The sequence below is a fragment of the Actinacidiphila acididurans genome (assembly GCF_016918855.1).
Taxonomy (GTDB): domain Bacteria; phylum Actinomycetota; class Actinomycetes; order Streptomycetales; family Streptomycetaceae; genus Actinacidiphila; species Actinacidiphila acididurans.
Genome location: NZ_JADKYB010000024.1, coordinates 112,997 through 131,072, shown reverse-complemented (window position 1 = coordinate 131,072; position 18,076 = coordinate 112,997). Strand labels below are relative to the sequence as shown.

At 74.0% G+C, this 18,076-nt stretch carries 5 protein-coding genes; 4 read left to right on the top strand and 1 reads right to left on the bottom strand.

Features of this window, described 5'->3' with window-relative positions; all coding sequences use genetic code 11:
• Positions 1-34: 34 nt before the first annotated feature.
• Positions 35-247 carry an MbtH family protein gene (locus ITX44_RS33255; RefSeq protein ID WP_205362257.1) on the top strand — a complete coding sequence of 71 codons (213 nt, stop codon included), beginning with the start codon at positions 35-37 and terminating at the stop codon, positions 245-247.
• A gap of 223 nt (positions 248-470) precedes the next feature.
• On the opposite strand, the gene ccrA is transcribed toward ITX44_RS33255, so the two are convergent.
• Positions 471-1,838: a crotonyl-CoA carboxylase/reductase gene (gene ccrA, locus ITX44_RS33250; RefSeq protein WP_205362256.1), complete on the bottom strand. Its 1,368-nt coding sequence runs from the start codon at positions 1,836-1,838 to the stop codon at positions 471-473.
• 653 nt (positions 1,839-2,491) lie between these two features.
• On the opposite strand from ccrA, the gene ITX44_RS42415 reads away from it, so the two are divergent.
• From ITX44_RS42415 to ITX44_RS33235, 3 genes are read left to right on the top strand one after another with little or no spacing between them, the layout of a single operon-like run.
• Positions 2,492-11,395, top strand: a complete 8,904-nt coding sequence (locus tag ITX44_RS42415) for a type I polyketide synthase (RefSeq protein WP_205362247.1) — start codon at positions 2,492-2,494, stop codon at positions 11,393-11,395.
• Entirely contained in the window at positions 11,392-14,745 is a 3,354-nt protein-coding gene (locus ITX44_RS33240) for a type I polyketide synthase (RefSeq protein ID WP_205362239.1), read from the top strand. The genes ITX44_RS42415 and ITX44_RS33240 overlap by 4 nt, the downstream gene beginning before the upstream one ends.
• Positions 14,742-18,074, top strand: coding sequence for a non-ribosomal peptide synthetase (locus ITX44_RS33235; RefSeq protein ID WP_205362238.1), 3,333 nt, complete (start codon positions 14,742-14,744; stop codon positions 18,072-18,074). The genes ITX44_RS33240 and ITX44_RS33235 overlap by 4 nt, the downstream gene beginning before the upstream one ends.
• The last annotated feature ends 2 nt before the right edge of the window (positions 18,075-18,076 follow it).

The window sequence follows — 18,076 nt, the reverse complement described above, 5'->3', positions numbered from 1 at the left end:
CAGTCATCGGCAACAGAACGAAAGGAGACGCCAGATGGTCAATCCCTTCGACGACCCGGACGCGCGCTACCGCGTGCTGGTCAACAGCGAGAACCAGCACTCGCTGTGGCCGGAGTTCGCGGACGTGCCGGCCGGCTGGGAGCCGGTGCACGGTCCGGCCGGACGGGAGGAGTGCGTGAGCTACGTCGAGCGCCGCTGGACGGACATGCGCCCGCGTACGCTGATCACCGCGACCGGCCAGGACTGAGCGTTTTCGGCGGCGGCCGCATCCCGCGACCTCGCGGGGCCGGCCGCCGCCGTCGTGGCTGCGTGCCGCCGTCCTGCCCACGTGGCTGCGTGCCGCCGTCCTGCCTGCGCGCCTGCGCGCCGTGGTCATGCCTGCGTGCCGCCGTCGTGCCCGCGCGCAGCCGTCCTGCCTGGGTGCCGCCGTCCCTGTGTGCCTATCCGCCCGCGTGCCCTGCGTCCCCGCGCTATCCGGCCGCCACGACCGAGGCGACCGAGGCGACCGAGGCGGTACGGAACCTGTTGATCGCCTGCTCGTGCTTGGCCCTCAGCTCCGGGTCGGTCACGCCCAGCCCCTGCGCGGGCGCCAGGCACAGCACCCCGACCTTGCCCTGGTGCAGGTTGTGATGCACGTCGTGCACGGCCTGCGCGGTGTGTTCGAGCGGCACCACTTCCGACAACGTGGGGTGGATCCGGCCCTTGGCGATGAGCCGGTTGGCCTCCCACGCCTCGCGGTAGTTCGCGAAGTGTGTCCCCACGATCCGCTTGAGGTGCATCCACAGATAGCGGTTGTCGAAGGTGTGCTGGTAGCCCGAGGTGGAGGCGCAGCTCACGATCGTGCCGCCGCGGCGCGCCACGTACACACTCGCGCCGAAGGTGTCCCGGCCCGGGTGCTCGAAGACGATGTCGGGGTCCTCGCCGCCGGTCAGTTCCCGGATCCGGGCGCCGAACCGCTTCCACTCCCGCGGGTCCTGGGCGTGCTCGTCCTTCCAGAACCGGTAGCCCTCCGCGACCCGGTCGATGACCAGCTCCGCGCCCATCCGCCGGCACACCTCCGCCTTCTGCGGGCTGGACACCACGCAGACCGGTGTGGCCCCGCCGTTCAGCGCGAGCTGCGTGGCGTACGAGCCCAGGCCGCCGGACGCCCCCCAGATCAGCACGATGTCGCCCTGCTTCATCCCGGCGCCGTTGCGGGAGACCAACTGGCGGTAGGCGGTGGAGTTCACCAGCCCGGACGCCGCGGCCTCCTCCCAGGTCAGGTGCCCGGGCTTGGGCATGAGCTGGTTGGCCTTGACCAGCGCCAGCTCGGCCAGGCCGCCGAAGTTGGTCTCGAAGCCCCAGATCCGCTGCTCCGGGTCGAGCATGGTGTCGGAGTGACCGTCGGGGTGGTGCAGTTCGACGGACAGGCAGTGCGCCACCACCTCGTCCCCGGGCTGCCAGGCCGCCACGCCCTCGCCGCAGCGCAGCACCACCCCGGCCAGGTCCGAGCCCAGTACGTGGTACGGCAGGTCGTGCCGCGCCGCCTGCGGCGAGGTCCTGCCGTACCGGGACAGGAAGCCGAACGTGGGCAGCGGCTCGAAGATCGAGGACCACACGGTGTTGTGGTTGATGCCGCTGGCCATCACGGCGACCAGCACCTCGCCGGCCGCCGGTTCGGGTGTGGCCACCTCGTCCAGGTGCAGCGAACGGCGCGGGTCCTTGTCCGGGCCGGCCAGCCCGTCGAACATCGCCGCCTCGTCGGCGTGCAGGGTGACGCCCCGGTAGAACTCGGGCACCGGGAGGCGGCCGACCTCGCCGAGTTCGCCCGCGAGGATCGCGTCGAGGATCTTCTGCATGTCTTCGGCCCTCTTTCCGGCGGGGTCCGCCTGGGTCCGCGAACAAAACGGGACATGAAGTAATACGCGGTTAACCGCGGGAGAAATATGCGCGCGGGATGGCTCCGGGCCGCTGCGGGATGTCCGTTTCGCCAACGCCTTGCCGAATTGTGGGGGCAGGAGCGTGATTCATGCTGGCATCCGGCCGAGGGCACCGTCCAGCCGTCCCGGACCCGGCCCGGTTTGTCAAAGGTGTTCAAGGTCGCCGGATGTTCAGCCAGGGGTTCGGCCGGGTTGTCCGGCCGGGGGTGTTCAACTGTCCGGGCAGGTCAGTTGAACACCCCCGGGCAACCGCGCCCCGTCCGCGGTTCCTTGACGGGCCGCAGGGCTTCATGGATGCTGACGTGCAAATGGCAGGAAAGACTCGGGAAATCCGGCGGCGAACTGCTCGGATTCCCTTGGGCGATCGGTGGATCGTCTGTCGAGCGATTCTTCCGGCCGGTCGCGGCCGATTTTTCCATCAATGCATGTGATGCGAGCAGTGCAGGTGAACGGTTTTCGTTGACCCTTTCCACGAGCCGGACGCCGTCGTCGGAAATACGGTGGAATTACTCGGACCGGTTCCGGTTCCACCGGATGCGCGCGCAGGTGTCGAGCACTGAAAGGACGGTCGGATGCAGGGCCGCGATTCCGAATCGCTTGTCGACCATTTCCGCGCGGTCTTCGGCGAGCAGCCGGAGCAACAGATCTTCCGGTTCCTGGTGGACGGTGAAGGCGCACCGCACGGCATGACCAACGCCGTACTCGACCTGCGGGCCCGCACGATCGCCGCGGCGCTCAGGGAACGCTTCCCCGCCGGGGAACGGGCACTGATCATGTGCCCGGCCGGACTGGACTACGTGACCTCCTTCTTCGCCTGCCTGTACGCCGGCCTCGTCGCGGTGCCCGTGTACCCGCCGGACCCGGCCTTCCTGATGCGCACGCTGCCGCGGCTGATCAACGTCATCGAGGACGCCGGGCCCGCGGTGATCCTCGCGCCGGCCGAGACCGTCGCCCTGGCCGACCGCTTCACGGAAGCCGCCCCGGCGCTGCGGGATCTCGCCTGGCTGGCCGTCGACGACCTCGACACCGCTGCCGCCGAGGGATGGCGGCACCCCGGATCCGTCCGCGACGACATCGCGTTCCTCCAGTACACCTCCGGCTCGACCAGCCGGCCCAAGGGCGTCATGGTCGGCCACGGCAACCTGCTGCACAACATCGCGTCGATGAACGACCGGCTCTTCCGCGACCATCCCGACCAGCACATGGTCAACTGGCTGCCGCCGTTCCACGACATGGGCCTGATCTTCGGGTTGCTCACCCCCGCCTTCGCCGGCTTCCCCGTCACCTTCATGTCGCCGTTCTCCTTCCTCAAACGGCCGCTGCGCTGGCTGCGGGCGATATCCGACGCCGGCGGCACCGCCAGCACGGCCCCGAACTTCGCCTACGACCTGGTCGTCGCGAAGGTCACCGAGCAGGAGCGGCAGGCGCTGGACCTGAGCACCTGGCGGATCGCGGGCAACGGCGCCGAACCGGTCCGGCCGATCACCCTGGAGCGTTTCTCCCGCACCTTCGCCGAATGCGGCTTCCGGCCCGACGCGCACGAGCCCTCCTACGGGCTGGCCGAGGGCACGCTGATGGTCTCCACCGGCGACCCCTCCACCGGACCGGTCAGCAGAAGCCTGCGGGTGGACGGCCTGCTGTCCGGCGCGGCCGAGGACGCGGCGCCGGACGAGTCCGCGCGGACCCTGTTCAGTTGCGGCACCTCGCTGCCCGACCAGCGGGTCGTCGCGGCGGACCCGGACACCCGCGCCCTCCTGCCCGACGGCCGGGTCGGTGAGCTGTGGGTCAAGGGGCCGAGCGTCGCCCACGGCTACTGGCGGCGGGAGCGGGACACCGAGGAAACCTTCCGGGCCCGGCTCGCCGGCAGCGACGAGGGCCCCTTCCTGCGCACCGGCGACCTGGGCTTCACCGACGGCGACCAGATCTACGTCACCGGCCGGATCAAGGACGTCATCATCGTCGCCGGCCGCAACCACTACCCGCACGACATCGAGCGCACCGTTGAGAGCGTGGACCGCGGCCTGCGGGCCGGCTGCGGTGTCGCGGGCTCCCGCGAGATCGACGGCGAGGAGCGCCTCGTCGTCGTCCAGGAATACCGGGGAAGCCGCCTCCCCGAGGACCGCGCCCGCGTCATCACCGCGATCCGGGCCGAGATCGCCCGCGAGCACGGCCTCCAGGCGTACGTCGTCGCGCTGGCCCGGGCCGGGACGGTGCCGAAGACGTCCAGCGGCAAACTCCAGCGCGCGGCCTGCCTCGACTCCGTGCTGGACGGAACCCTCGATCCGCTGGTCCTGTGGCGCGCGGACGAGGCGCCAGGAACCGGCCCGGTCGGCGACCCGGCGGCAGCCGAGGGACCGGAGTCCCGGACGGCCACTGGCACATCCGGCGCGCCCGTCGCGGCCGAGGTGCCTGCCGCGCCCGAGGTGCCCGCACCGAGCGCGGCCGAGATCGAGCAGTGGCTGCGCGAGGCGCTGGCCGCCACCGCCGGCGGCCGGCCCGAAGCCGTCGATCCCGAGCTGCCGTTCGCCGGATACGGGCTGCGGTCGGTGGAGATGGTCACGATGGTCGGCGACCTGGAACGGCGGTTCGGCCTGCCGCTCGCGCCGACCGTCGTGTGGGAGCACCCCACCCCCGCCGAACTCGCCGAGCACCTGGCCGACCGGGGCGCGGCCGCACGCACAGCACCCGCCGCACACGCCGGTACGCAGTCGCCCACCGCCCCGACCGAGGCCGCAACCCGCGCCGCCGCCCTCTCCGCCGCGTCCCGGCCCGCACCGCAGCCACCCGCCGGATACGAACCCGCCGCATACGAACCCGCCGCATACGAACCCGCCTCATCCCTGGCGCCCGCACACAAACCCACCGCACACAAACCCGCCACCGCCGACCCCACCACCGCCGAACCCGTCGCGATCATCGGCATCGGCTGCCGCTTCCCCGGCGGCGTCGACGGCCCCGACAGCTTCTGGCAACTGCTGAGCGAGGGCCGCGACGCCGTGACCGAGGTGCCCGCCGACCGGTGGGACGTCGCGGAGTACACCTCCGACGACCCGCAGGCGCCCGGGCGTACCAACAGCCGCTGGGGCGGATTCCTGGACGGCATCGACCGGTTCGACGCGGCCTTCTTCGGCATCCCGCCGCAGGAAGCCGCGCGCATGGACCCCCAGCAGCGGCTGCTGGCCGAAGTCGCCGTCGAGGCGCTGGAGAACGCCGGGGTGCCCACCGACCGGCTGGCCGGCTCGCCCACGGGTGTGTTCGTCGGCATATCGACCTTCGACTACGCCACCGCCCAACTGCGCGATCTCGACGCGATCGACCCGTACACGGGGACCGGCAGCGCCCTGAGCATCGCCGCGAACCGCCTGTCGTACCTGCTGGACCTGCGCGGCCCCAGCATGGCCGTGGACACCGCCTGCTCCTCCTCGCTCGTCGCGGTCCTCCAGGCGTGCGCGAGCCTGGAGCGGGGCGAGTGCGACCTGGCCCTGGCCGGCGGCGTCAACCTGGTGCTCTCCCCGGCCACCGCCATCAACTTCAGCAAGGCCGGCGTGATGTCCGCCGACGGCCGCTGCAAGCCCTTCGACTCCAGGGCCGACGGATACGTTCGCTCCGAGGGCGTCGGAGTCGTCGTCCTCAAGCCGCTCAGCCGGGCGCTGGCCGACGGCGACCCGGTCCACGCCGTGATCCGCGGCGGCGCCATCAACCAGGACGGCGCGAGCAACGGCCTGATGGCGCCCAACCCGCAGGCCCAGGAAGCGGTGCTGCGCGCCGCCCACCGCAGGGCCGGCGTGCGGGCGGCGGACATCGGGTACGTCGAGGCGCACGGCACCGGCACGATGCTCGGCGACCCGATCGAGGCCAAGGCGCTCGGCGCCGTCCTCGGTGACGGGCGCGACGCCGGCCGGCCGTGCCTGATCGGCTCGGTGAAGTCCAACCTGGGACACATGGAGGCCGCCGCGGGCATCGGCGGCCTGATCAAGACCGCGCTGATGGTCCGGCACCGCACGGTGCCGGCGACCGTGCACTACCGCGAGCCGAACCCGCACATCCCCTTCGGCGACCTCGCGGTACGGGTCGCCGACGCTCTGCAGCCGTGGCCGGGCGACGCGGACGCCCCCGCCCTGGCCGGCGTCAGTTCCTTCGGTTTCGGCGGCACCAACGCCCACCTGGTGCTGGAGCAGCCGCCCGCCGTCGTCCCCGCGGCCCGGCCGGACACCTCGGACCGCGCGGTCGTCCTGACCGTCTCGGCCCGCGACGAACAGGCCCTGCGCGACCTTGCGGCGGCCTATGCGGACAAGCTCGCCGTGCCCGGCACGGTGCCGGCCGACGTCGCCGCCGCCGCGGCGGTCCGCCGTACCCACCACGAGCACCGGCTGGCCGCCACGGGCTCCTCGGCGGACGAACTGCGGGCCGCGCTGGCCGTGTTCGGCCGCGGCGAGGAGGTGGCCGGCCTGTCCTCCGGTGTGCGGCGGGTGGGCCGGCGCCCCAAGCCGGTGTTCGTCTTCTCCGGGCAGGGCCCGCGCTGGTGGCCGCTGGCCGGCGACCTGCTCGACGGGGAGCCGGTGTTCCGCACGGTCGTCGAACGCTGCGACGCGCTGCTGCGCCGCCACACCGACTGGTCCCTGCGCGACCAGCTCACCGCGGACACCGCCGGGTCCCGGCTGCTGGACACCGCCGTCGGTCAACCCGCCCTGATCGCCGTGCAGATCGCGCTGGCCACCCTCTGGCGTTCCTGGGGTGTCGAGCCGGCCGCGGTGGTCGGGCACAGCGTCGGCGAGATCGCCGCCGCCCACGTAGCGGGCGCGATCTCCCTGGAGGACGCGCTGGTCATCGCCCTGCACCGGGGCACCGCGCTGCACGCCGCCACCGGCAAGGGCCGGATGGCCGTCGTCGGCGTCGGCCTGGACCGGGCCCGGGAGATCCTCGCCGAACGCCGCCCGGGACCGGTGTGGGTGGCGGCGGGCAACAGCCCGAGCTCCACGGTCTTCTCCGGTGAGGGCACCGCCCTGGAGGAACTGGCCAAATCCCTCGAGGCCGACGGCCTTTACTGCAAGGTTCTGGAGTCGGTCGAATTCGCCTCGCACTGCCCGCTGATGGAACCCGTGGCACAGGACCTGTGGCGGCTGCTGGCTCCCCTGCGGCCGCGCGCCTGCGCCGTCCCCATGGTCTCCACCGTCACCGGGCGGCCCGCCGACGGCGACCTGCTGGACGCCGAGTACTGGGCGTCCAACCTCACGCAGCCGGTGCTGTTCGACACCGCCGTCACCGCGCTCGCCGAGTCCGGGCACGACGTGTTCGTCGAGATGTCGCCGCACCCGATGCTCACCGACGCCGTGTCCGAGCGCCTGTCGTCGTACGACCGGACCGCCGTCGTCTCCTCGCTGCGCCGGGACCGGCCCGGCCGGGCCGCCGTGCTGGCCGAGCTCGGGCGGCTCTGGACCGCCGGGTACCGGATCGACTGGACCCGGGTGTACGGCCCCGCCGGGCCCATGGCCGACCTGCCCACGTACCCCTGGCGGCGCACCCGGCACTGGTTCGCCGACGGCACACGGCGCCGGAGCGAGCACCGCGGCCACCCGGTCCTGCGCTCCCACGTCCGCTCGGCGCAGGCACCGCACGCCGCGCACTGGTCCGCGCCGGTCGACCTGGCGGAATTCCCGTACCTGGCCGACCATCAGGTGGCCGGCGGCCCGGTGCTGCCCGCCGCCTTGATGCTGGACGCCGCGCTGGCCGCCGCACGCCTCCAGCTCGGTGCGGCGGCCGCCCTCACCGACCTCCGCTTCGTCCGGCCGACCGTCGTGCCGGAGCAGGCCGACGACGCGACGCTGCAGCTCGTGCTGGTCCCCGGGACCGCGGGCACCGGATCGCTGCGGCTGTACACCAGGGCCGGCGCGGACGACGAATGGGCGGAGGCCGCCCAAGGCGCCTACCGCGCTGCCGCACCCGCCTCCGGCGCCGCCGACCGTACGCTGGCCGCGGTACGCGACCGCTGCGCCACCCCGTTCGCGACGGACGACCACTATGCCGCGCTGCACCGGTCCGGGCTCACGTACGGACCCGCCTTCCAGGGCGTCGAGGAGCTGTGGCGCGGACGTGCCGAGGCGGTCGGCCGGCTCCGCGACCGTGCCGCTCTCACCGCCGACCGCGGCGACCATCCCGTCCACCCGGCCGTGCTCGACAGCGCCCTCCAGGTGCTCTCCGCCGCCGTCGGCGACCGGGACGAGCCGGCCACCTACCTGCCCGTACGGGTCGGCGGCTTCACCCTCTTCACCGAGCGGGCCGCGCCGCGCTGGGCCCACGCCGCCGTCGCGGCGCCCGAGCCGGGCGCCGAGGAGATCACCGGTGGCACGGTCGTGCTCTACGACGAGGCCGGGGCCGCGGTAGGCGAGATCACCGGGATCGCCCTGCGGCGCCTGGAGCCCGCCCGGGACACCGACCCGCTCACCGGCGCCCTGCACGACATCGCCTGGCGGCCGGCCCCGGCACCGTCTCCCGGCCTGTCGCGGCCCGGCACCTGGCTGCTGTTCGCCGACGCCGGCGGCACCGGGGCGGCGCTGGGCACCGCGGTGCGCTCCCGCGGCGGCACCTGTGTGACCGTCACCGCCGGCGCCGCCTACCGCAGGACGGCCGCCGACAGCTACGAGCTGGACCCCGCGCGCCGCGAGGACGTCGCCGCGCTCCTGACCGAGCTGGCCGCGGCGGGCACGCGCCTGGACGGCATCGTCCACGCCTGGCCGCTGGACGTCGAACTCACCGACAACGGCGCCCCGGAGCAGTTCCCGGCCGCCCAGGACGCCGCCACCGGGCCCGTACTGCATCTGGTGCAGGAGCTGGCGCGGGCCGGGCAGGACCCCGCGCCTCGCCTGGTGCTGCTGACCCGCGGCGCCCAGTACGCCGCCGCCGGCGACGAACCGGCCGTCGGCCAGTCGCCGCTGTGGGGACTGGCCCGGGTGATCGGCCTGGAGCACGCCGAACTGCGCCCCACGGTCGTCGATCTGGACCCGGCCCGCCCCGACGGCGAGACGGACCCGCTGCTGGCCGAACTGCTGCGGCCCGGCGACGAGGACCAGGTCGCCCTGCGGGGCGGCGAGCGCCTGACCCCCGCGCTCCAGCGGTGGACGCCCGCCAGCGCGGCCCCGGAGGACGGGCCGGCCTGGACCTTCGAGGCCGCGCGCGACGGCAATCACCGGCTGCTCGCCGCCCGTCCCGGCAGCCTGGCGAGCCTGCGGCCCACCTGGTGGCACCGCACCCCGCCGGGACCCGGCCAGGTCGAGATCGAGGTCGCCGCCGCCGGGCTGAACTTCAGCGACGTACTCAAGGCCCTGGAGACCTATCCCGGCGCGGAGGGCGTCGTCCCGCTCGGCGCCGAATGCGCGGGCCGGGTCAGCGCCGTCGGCGAGGGCGTGACCCGGCACCGGGTCGGCGACCGGGTGATCGCGGTCGGCGGCAGCACCATGGCGGCGTTCACCACGGTCGAAGGGGACCTGGTGGCGCCCGTGCCGCCGGCCCTGGATGACGACCAGGCCGCCGGCGTGCCCATCGCCTTCCTCACCGCCGTCCATGCCCTGGAGCGGCTGGGCCGGCTGCGCGAGGGCGAGAGCGTGCTCATCCACTCCGCGACCGGCGGCGTGGGACTGGCCGCCCTTCAGGTCGCCCGCCGCCGCGGCGCCCGCGTCTACGCCACGGCCGGCACCGAGGAGAAGCGCGAACTCCTGCGCGGCCTCGGTGTGGAGGCGGCCATGGACTCGCGCTCGCTCGCCTTCGCCGACGAGATCGCCGAACGCACCGGGGGCCGCGGCGTCGACGTCGTGCTCAACTCCCTCACCGGCGAGGCCCTGGTCCGCAGTATGCGGCTGCTCGCGCCGGGCGGCCGGTTCGTCGAGATCGGCAAGCGCGACATCCACGACAACAGCCACATAGGACTGGAGTTCTTCAAGGACAACCGGTCCTTCCTCGCCGTGGACCTGGAACGCACCATCCGCGAGCGGCCCGAGGAGATCGCCGAGTTGTTCGCCGACGTCGTCCGGGGCTTCGAGCGCGGCGAGTTCACCGCCCTGCCGGTCAGCACCCGTCCCTTCGCCGAGGCGCCGGCCGTCTTCGCCGCCATGGCGCAGGCCCGGCACACCGGCAAGCTGGTGCTGCGACCGGACGCGCACGAACGCGTCACCACCGCGCCGGGCGCCGCCCCCGTACGCCCGGGGGCCACGTATCTGATCACCGGTGGCCTCGGCGCGCTCGGCCTGGAGACCGCCCGCTACCTGACCGGGCAGGGCGCCCGCCATCTGGTGCTGGTCGGCCGCAGTGCCCCGTCGGCCGCCGCCGAACCGGTCCTGGCCGAGCTGCGCGGCAGCGCCGAGGTCGCCGTGGTCCGCGCCGACCTGTCCGGGCGGGACGGCATCGACGAGGTGCTGGCCCGGATCGACGCCGGCATGCCCCCACTGGCCGGGATCGTGCACGCCGCCGGCATCCTCGACGACGGCCTGCTGACCGGCCTGGACCGGGAGCGGTTCCGTACGGTCGCAGGCCCCAAGTCCGCCGCCGCCTGGCATCTGCACCAGGCCACCTCGGCGCGCGAACTCGACTTCTTCGTCCTGTACTCCTCGGCCGCCGCCGTGCTCGGCTCGGCCAGCCAGGGCAACTACGCCGCCGCCAGTGCCTTCCTGGACACGCTCGCCCACCACCGGCGCTCGCGCGGTCTGCCCGCGCTCAGCATCGACTGGGGTCCCTGGTCGCAGATCGGCCTCGCCGCCCGTCCCGACCGCGGCGGGGCGCTGGCCGCCCGCGGCATCGAGAGCATCAGCCCCGGCGACGGCATCGCGACCCTCGACCTGCTGCTGCGTTCCCCCGCCGCCCAGGTCTGCGTCCTGCCGCTGGACCGGGACAGGCTGCGCGACCATCCCAGCGGCGGCCTGCTGCGCACCCTGCTCGGCGACCCGCGCGGGGACGCCCCGGCGGACAACCGGGCGCCGGCCGAGGTGCGCCGCAAGATGCTCGCCGTCGAACCCGGCCGGCGCCGCAGGGCCGTGCTGGCCGAGCACTGCCGCGCCGTCGCGGCCCGCGTCCTGGGCACGGACCCCGCCGTGATCGACACCGGTGCGCCCGTCTCCAGCCTGGGCTTCGACTCGCTGCTCTCCCTCGAACTGCGCAGAGGCCTGGAGTCCTCACTCCGGGTGCAGCTGCCCTCGACCGTCACCTGGCGCTTCCCCACCATCGACGCCCTGGTGCCTTACCTGGCGGAACGCATGGGCATCGAGCTGGAGCCCGGCGGGACGGGCGGCGGCAGAGCCGCTGAACAAACCGCCGGACAGACCACCGTGCGGGCCGCGCCGGTACGGGCCGCCGCCGCGCCCGTGGTGCCGGTGAGCACCGGAGCGCCCGCGGACGGCCCCGGGCCCGACCTCGACTCCATGTCCGCCGCCGAACTCGAAGCACTCCTGCTGGACAGGACGAAGCAGATCGACGAAGGGGGTCAGCGATGACGTCACCGGGATCCGGATCCGGCCACGCGTCCGCCGACACGCTCAAACGCGCCTATCTGACGATGGAACGGCTCCAGCGCCAGGTCGAGGAGTACGAGCGGGCCCGTAGCGAGCCCATCGCCGTCGTGGGCGTCGGCTGCCGCTTCCCCGGCAAGGTCACCGACGCGGCCACGTACTGGCGGATGCTGGCCGACGGCACCGACGCCGTCGGCGAGATCCCCGCCGACCGGTGGGACCACGACGCCTTCTACGACGAGGAGGCCGGCAAACCGGGCAAGGTCTACACCCGCTCCGGTGCGTTCGTGGACGGCCTCGACCGGTTCGACCACGACTTCTTCGGGATCTCCCGGCGCGAGGCGCTGGCGATGGACCCGCACCAGCGCCTCGCCCTCGAAGTGTCCTGGGAGGCCCTGGAGAACGCCGGGCAGGCCCCCGCCGGGCTGGCCGGCAGCCGCACCGGGGTGTTCATGGGCGTGGCCGGCTCGGACTACGTCACCTCGCGGATCCGCCACCCCGAGGAGATCACCGCCTACACCAGCTCCGGCGCCGCCGCCAGCTTCGTGCCGGCCCGCATCGCCTACCTGCTCGACCTGCGCGGCCCCAACGTCGCCCTCGACACGGCCTGTTCCTCCTCACTGCTGGCCGTCCACCAGGCGGCCCAGAGCCTGCGCACGGGTGAGTGCGACATGGCGCTGGCCGGCGGTGTCAACGCGGTGCTGTCCCCGCTGCTGATGATCTCGCAGTCGCAGTTCGGCTCGGTGTCCCGGCAGGGCCGCGCCATGACGTTCTCCGACACCGCCGACGGCTACGTACGCGGCGAGGGCTGCGGTGTCGTCGTCCTCAAACGGCTGTCCGACGCCCAGCGCGACGGTGACCGCGTCCTCGCCGTCGTGCGCGGCGGCGCCGTCAACCAGGACGGCCGCAGCGCCGGCATCACCGCGCCGAACGGCGCCGCGCAGCGCGACGTCTACCGGCGCGCGCTGGCCGCGGCCGGAGTGACGCCCGAGCGGGTCGGCTACGTCGAGACGCACGGCACCGGCACCCGCCTCGGCGACCCGATCGAAGCGGAGTCCCTGGCCGACGTGTACGGCCGCGAGCACGGCGCGCCGGTCTACCTGGGTGCGGTCAAGACCAACATCGGGCACCTGGAGGCCGCGGCCGGCATCGCCGGGCTCATCAAGGCCGCGCTGTGCCTGGAGCGGGCCCAGATCCCGCCGAACCTGCACTTCGCCCGGCTCAACTCGAACATCTCCTTCGAGGGCACCACCTTCGAGGTGCCCACCCGCCTCACCCCCTGGCCGCGGACGGACGGCCGCCGGGTCGCCGCGGTCAGCAGCTTCGGCCTCAGCGGCACCAACGTCCACATGATCCTGGAGCAGGCCCCGCCGCCCCCCGCCGTGCCGGCCACCCCGGCCGCCGCCGACACGCGCAGGCCCGCCTCCGTCCTGGCGCTGTCGGCCCGCAGCGAGACCGCGCTGGCCGCCCTCGCCGCCCGCTACGCCGACCGGCTGGCCGAGGGCGACGACACCTCCCTGGCCGACCTGTGCCACTCGGCCGGCACCGGCCGCTCCCACTTCCGCCACCGGCTCGCCGCCGTCGGCGCCACGCGCCAGGAGGTCGCCGCCCGGCTCGCCGCCTTCGCCCGCGGCGAGAGCGGCCCCGGCCTGGTCCAGGGCGAGGCCGGCAACCCCGAGGTGGTGTTCCTCTTCACCGGCCAGGGGGCCCAGCGCCCCGGGATGGCCCGCGGTCTGTACGACACGCAGCCCACCTTCCGGCGCGCCGTCGACGAGTGCGCGCGGATCCTGCGCCCGCTGCTGGACCGGCCGCTGCTGTCCGTGCTGTTCCCGGACGACCCCGACGACCCGCGGATCAACGAGACGGCCTACGCCCAGCCCGCCACCTTCGCCGTCGAGTACGCCATGGCCCGGATGTGGCAGTCCTGGGGCATCACCCCCGCGGCCGTCCTCGGCCACAGCTTCGGCGAATGCGTGGCCGCGTGCGTCGCGGGCGCGATGTCGCTGGAGGACGGGCTGGCGTTCGCGGTGGAACGCGCCCGCGTCATCCAGGAGTACTCGCTGCCCGGCACCATGGCCGCGGTGTTCGCCTCCGAGGAGGAGGTCACGGCCGAGATCGCCGCGCACCCCGGCCGGATCGCCGTCGCCGCGGTCAACGGCCCGGCGAACACCGTGATCTCGGGCGACCGGGACCTCGTCGAGGCCGCCTGCGCCGCCTTCGCCGCCCGCGGCGTCAAGGCCAGACCGCTGCACATCGCCTCCGCCGGGCACTCGCCGCTGATGGACCCCGTCGTCGAACCGCTGCGCCGCGCCGCGGAGAAGATCGCCTTCACCGCCCCGCGCATCCCCCTGGTCTCGAACGTCAGCGGCGAACTGTGGCCCTGGGACCAGCCGCCGAGCGCCGGCTACTGGGCCCGGCACGTGCGCGCGACCGTACGCTTCGCCGACGGCGTACGCACCCTGCGCGAGATGGGCTACCGCACCTTCCTGGAGGTCGGCCCCGCGCCGACCCTGCTCGGCGTCATCAGCGACATGCTGCCGCCCGGCCACGACGACCTGCTGCTGCCCAGCCTGCGGCCCAAGCAGGACGACTGGGAGGTGCTGCTGCCGACCGTCGCCGAGCTGTACGCGGCCGGGGCCGCCGTCGACTGGGCCGGCTTCGACGCCGACTACGCCCGGGCCAAGGCGCCGCTGCCCACCTACCCGTTCGACCCGGTCCGCGTCTGGCAGCCCCCCTTCGCCTGGGACGGCGGCTTGCCCGCCACGCCCGCCGCCGACGCCATCGCCGAAGCGGAGGACTCCCCCGACCGGCCCGCCCGTACCTCCCGCCGCTCCTCGCGCACCCGGCGCCGGGCCAGTCGCATCCCCACCGCCGCCGAACTGCTGGAACTGGCCGAGTCGGAGCGGCTGGAGGCCCTCGCCGCGAACTTCGTGCTCAGCGTGACGGACGTCCTCGGCTCCGCTTCCACCGCCGTGGCCCTCGACGAACCGCTGACCGGCTTCGGCCTGGACTCCCTGATGGCCGTCGAACTGCGCAACGAGATCCAGAGCCGGCTCGGCCTCACCCTCCAGATCACCGACTTCCTCGGCGGTGCGACCATCCGCGGCGTCGCCGAGCGCATCGTCAAGGAACTCGCCGCGGCCGGCGACACCGCGGGGACGGGCACCGCGCCGCGCGGCCCGGGGGCGGACGCGATGATCCGGCGCGTGCCCCGCGCCGCCGAGGCCGCCGCCGATGTCGCCGCCGAACTCCTCGCCGAACTCGCCGGTCCCGCCGTCCCCGCTGCCCCCTCCGTCCCCTCCGTACAGGGCCCCGGCCCGGAGGACCGCACGTGACCGACGACGACCTCGCCCGGCGGCTGGCCGCCCTCACCCCCGAGCAGCGCGCCCGCTTCGACGCCCTGCTCGCCGAGCGCGCCCCCGCCGAGGACACCTTCCCGCTGGCCGTCCTGCAGCGCGGCACCTGGTTCCTGGAACAGCTCCGGCCGCGCAACCCCGGCTACATCGTGCCCGGCGCGGTCCGCATCGAGGGTCCCCTCGACACCGGCCGACTGCGGGCCGCGGTCGGCGAGATCGTCCGCCGCCACGAGGCCCTGCGCACCACCTTCGAGCTCCGCGACGGCGCCCCCGTGCAGGTCGTCCACCGGCATCTGGACGTCGACATCCCGGAAACCGACCTCGGCGGCCCGGCGTACACGGACGCCGACCGCCGCAAGTGGATCGACGACGCCCTCGCCGAACCCTTCGACATCGACACCGGTCCCCTGATCCGGGCCCGGCTGCTGCACACGGGCCCGCAGGAGTGCGTACTCGTCGTCGCCACGCACCACCTCGTCTCCGACCGCTGGTCCACCGAGGTGTTCCTCGGCGAACTCTCCGAGCTGTACGAGGCGTTCACCGCCGGCCGGCCCTCGCCGCTGCCCGGCCTGCCGATCCAGTACGGGGACTTCGCCGTCTGGCAGCAGCAGCAACTCGACGGCGGCGGCTGGCAGCAGGACCTGGCGTACTGGCGGGAACATCTGGCCGGCGCGCCCCTCGTGCTGGACCTGCCCGCGGACCGCCCCCGTCCCACCGTCCAGGGCTTCAACGGCGGCTCCGTCCCGGTCGACCTGCCGCCCGCCCTGATCCGCGAACTGGCCGCGCTGGCCGGCCGGCACGGCGCCACCCCGTACATGGCACTGCTGGCCGTCTTCGAGATCCTGCTGCACCGCTGGAGCGGCCAGGACGACCTCGTCGTCGGCGTGCCCAGCGCGCTGCGGGCACGCGCCGAACTCGAGCCGCTGATCGGGTACTTCGTCAACACCCTGCCGATCAGGGGCGATCTGTCCGGCGATCCTGACTTCGAACAGGTGCTCACCCGAGTGCGCGACGCGTGCCTGGGCGCGTACGCCCACCAGGACGTGCCCTTCGAGCTGATCGTCGCCGACCTCAACATCCCCCGCGACCTGAGCCGCCCTCCGGTCTACCAGGTCAGCTTCAGCTACGGCCGGGAACCCGTGCCCGCCCTCGCCGCGGCCGGCGCCCGCCTCACCCGGCTCCCGGTCAGGAGCGAAGGAGCCCGCTTCGACCTGGAACTCCAGGCGTTCGACACCGACGGCGGCGTCACCGGCTGGTTCGAGTACGACCGCGACCTGTTCGACGAAAGCACCGTCGTCCGCCTCGCCGGGCACTTCCACCGCCTCGTCGAACAGGTCGTCGCCCGGCCCGGTACGCCCATCGGCGACCTGGACCTCCTCTCCGTGGACGAACGCCACCGCGTGGTGACCGAATGGAACGCGACGGCACATCGGTGGCCGGACGGCCTGGTCCACAGTCACGTCGAGGAGCAGGTCCGCCGCACCCCCGAGGCGCAGGCCGTCCGGTTCGCCGGCACCTCCCTGAGCTACGCCGAACTGAACGAGCGCGCCAACCGCCTCGCGCACCTGCTGCGCGGCCGTGGCGTCGGCCGGGACGTCCTGGTCGGCGTGGCCATGGAGCGCTCCCCCGACCTGGTCGTCGCGCTGCTCGCCGTCATGAAGGCCGGCGGCGCCTACGTACCGCTCGACCCCGACCTGCCGCCCGCCCGGCTCGCCGCCATCGCCGAGGACGCCCGGCCCGCCGTGGTGCTCACCCACGGCGCCACGGCCGGACGGCTCCCGGTCCTGGACTGCCCGGTGCTGCGGATGGCGGACATCGGCGCGGAGCTGGCCGCGCAGTCCCCGGCCGACCCCGGTGTCGCGGTGGACGGCGAGGACCTGGCGTACGTCATCTTCACCTCCGGCTCCACGGGCCGGCCCAAGGGCGTGATGAACGTGCACGCCGCCCTGCGCAACCGGCTGCTGTGGATGCAGGACGCCTACGGGCTGGACGCGACCGACCGGGTGCTGCAGAAGACGCCGTTCTCCTTCGACGTGTCGGTGTGGGAATTCTTCTGGCCGCTGATGACCGGCGCCACCCTGGTCGTGGCCCGGCCCGGCGGGCACCGTGACAGCGGCTATCTCGCCGACACCATCGCCGCCGAGCGGATCACCACCGTCCACTTCGTCCCGTCGATGCTCCGGCTCTTCCTCGCCGAACCCCCGGAGAAGTCCGCCGGCCTGCGCCGCGTCTTCTGCAGCGGCGAGGAACTGCCGCGCGCCCTCCACGACCGCTTCCTCGACCTCCACCGGGCCGAACTGCACAATCTGTACGGCCCGACCGAGGCCGCCATCGACGTCACCGCCTGGCACTGCCGCCCGGGCGCCGACCCCCGGCCGGTGCCCATCGGGCACCCCATCGCCAACGTCCGCATCTACGTCCTGGACCGCCACGGCCGGCCCGTCCCGGCCGGTGTCCCGGGCGAACTGTGCATCGGCGGCCGGGGTTTGGCCCGCGGCTACCTGAACCGCCCGGACCTGACCGCCGAGCGCTTCACGGACGACCCCTTCGTGCCCGGCGCCCGCATCTACCGCACCGGCGACCTCGCCCGCCACCGCGCAGACGGCGCCCTGGAGTTCCTCGGCCGCCTCGACCACCAGGTCAAGCTGCGCGGTCAGCGGATCGAACCGGGCGAGATCGAGGCCGTGCTGGCCCGGCACGGCACCGTACGCGAAGCCGTCGTCGTGGCCCGCGAGCACGCCCCCGGTGACGTACGCCTGGCCGCCTACGTGACCGCCGCGGGCACCGCCGCGCCGGTGTCCGGCGACCTCGCCGCGCACCTGCGCGCGTACCTGCCGGAGTACATGGTCCCGGCCTCCTTCACGGTGCTGGACGCACTGCCGCTGACCCCCAGCGGCAAGACCGACCGCAAGGCCCTGCCCGAGCCGCGCACCGACCGCACCGGCCCGGGCAGCCGATTCGTCGCGCCGAAGGACGGCTTGGAGCACGCCCTCGCCGAGATGTGGCGCGGCCTGCTGGGCGTCGAGCGGGTCGGGGTGCGGGACAACTTCTTCGACCTCGGGGGCCACTCGCTGCTCATGGCCGAGTTCCGGACCGCCCTGGCCGCGGGCCTCGGCCACGAACTGACCATGGTCGAGCTGTTCCAGCACCCCACCGTCGGATCGCTGGCGGCGTACCTCGGCGGCTCCCGCACCGGGCCGGGGACCGCCGCGGACGGCGCCAGGCAGCGCGCAGAGAACCGTCGTCAGTCCCGCAACCGGCGGCAACAGGCGGCCGAACGCCGGGCCGCCTCCCGCGGAGACAGGTGATC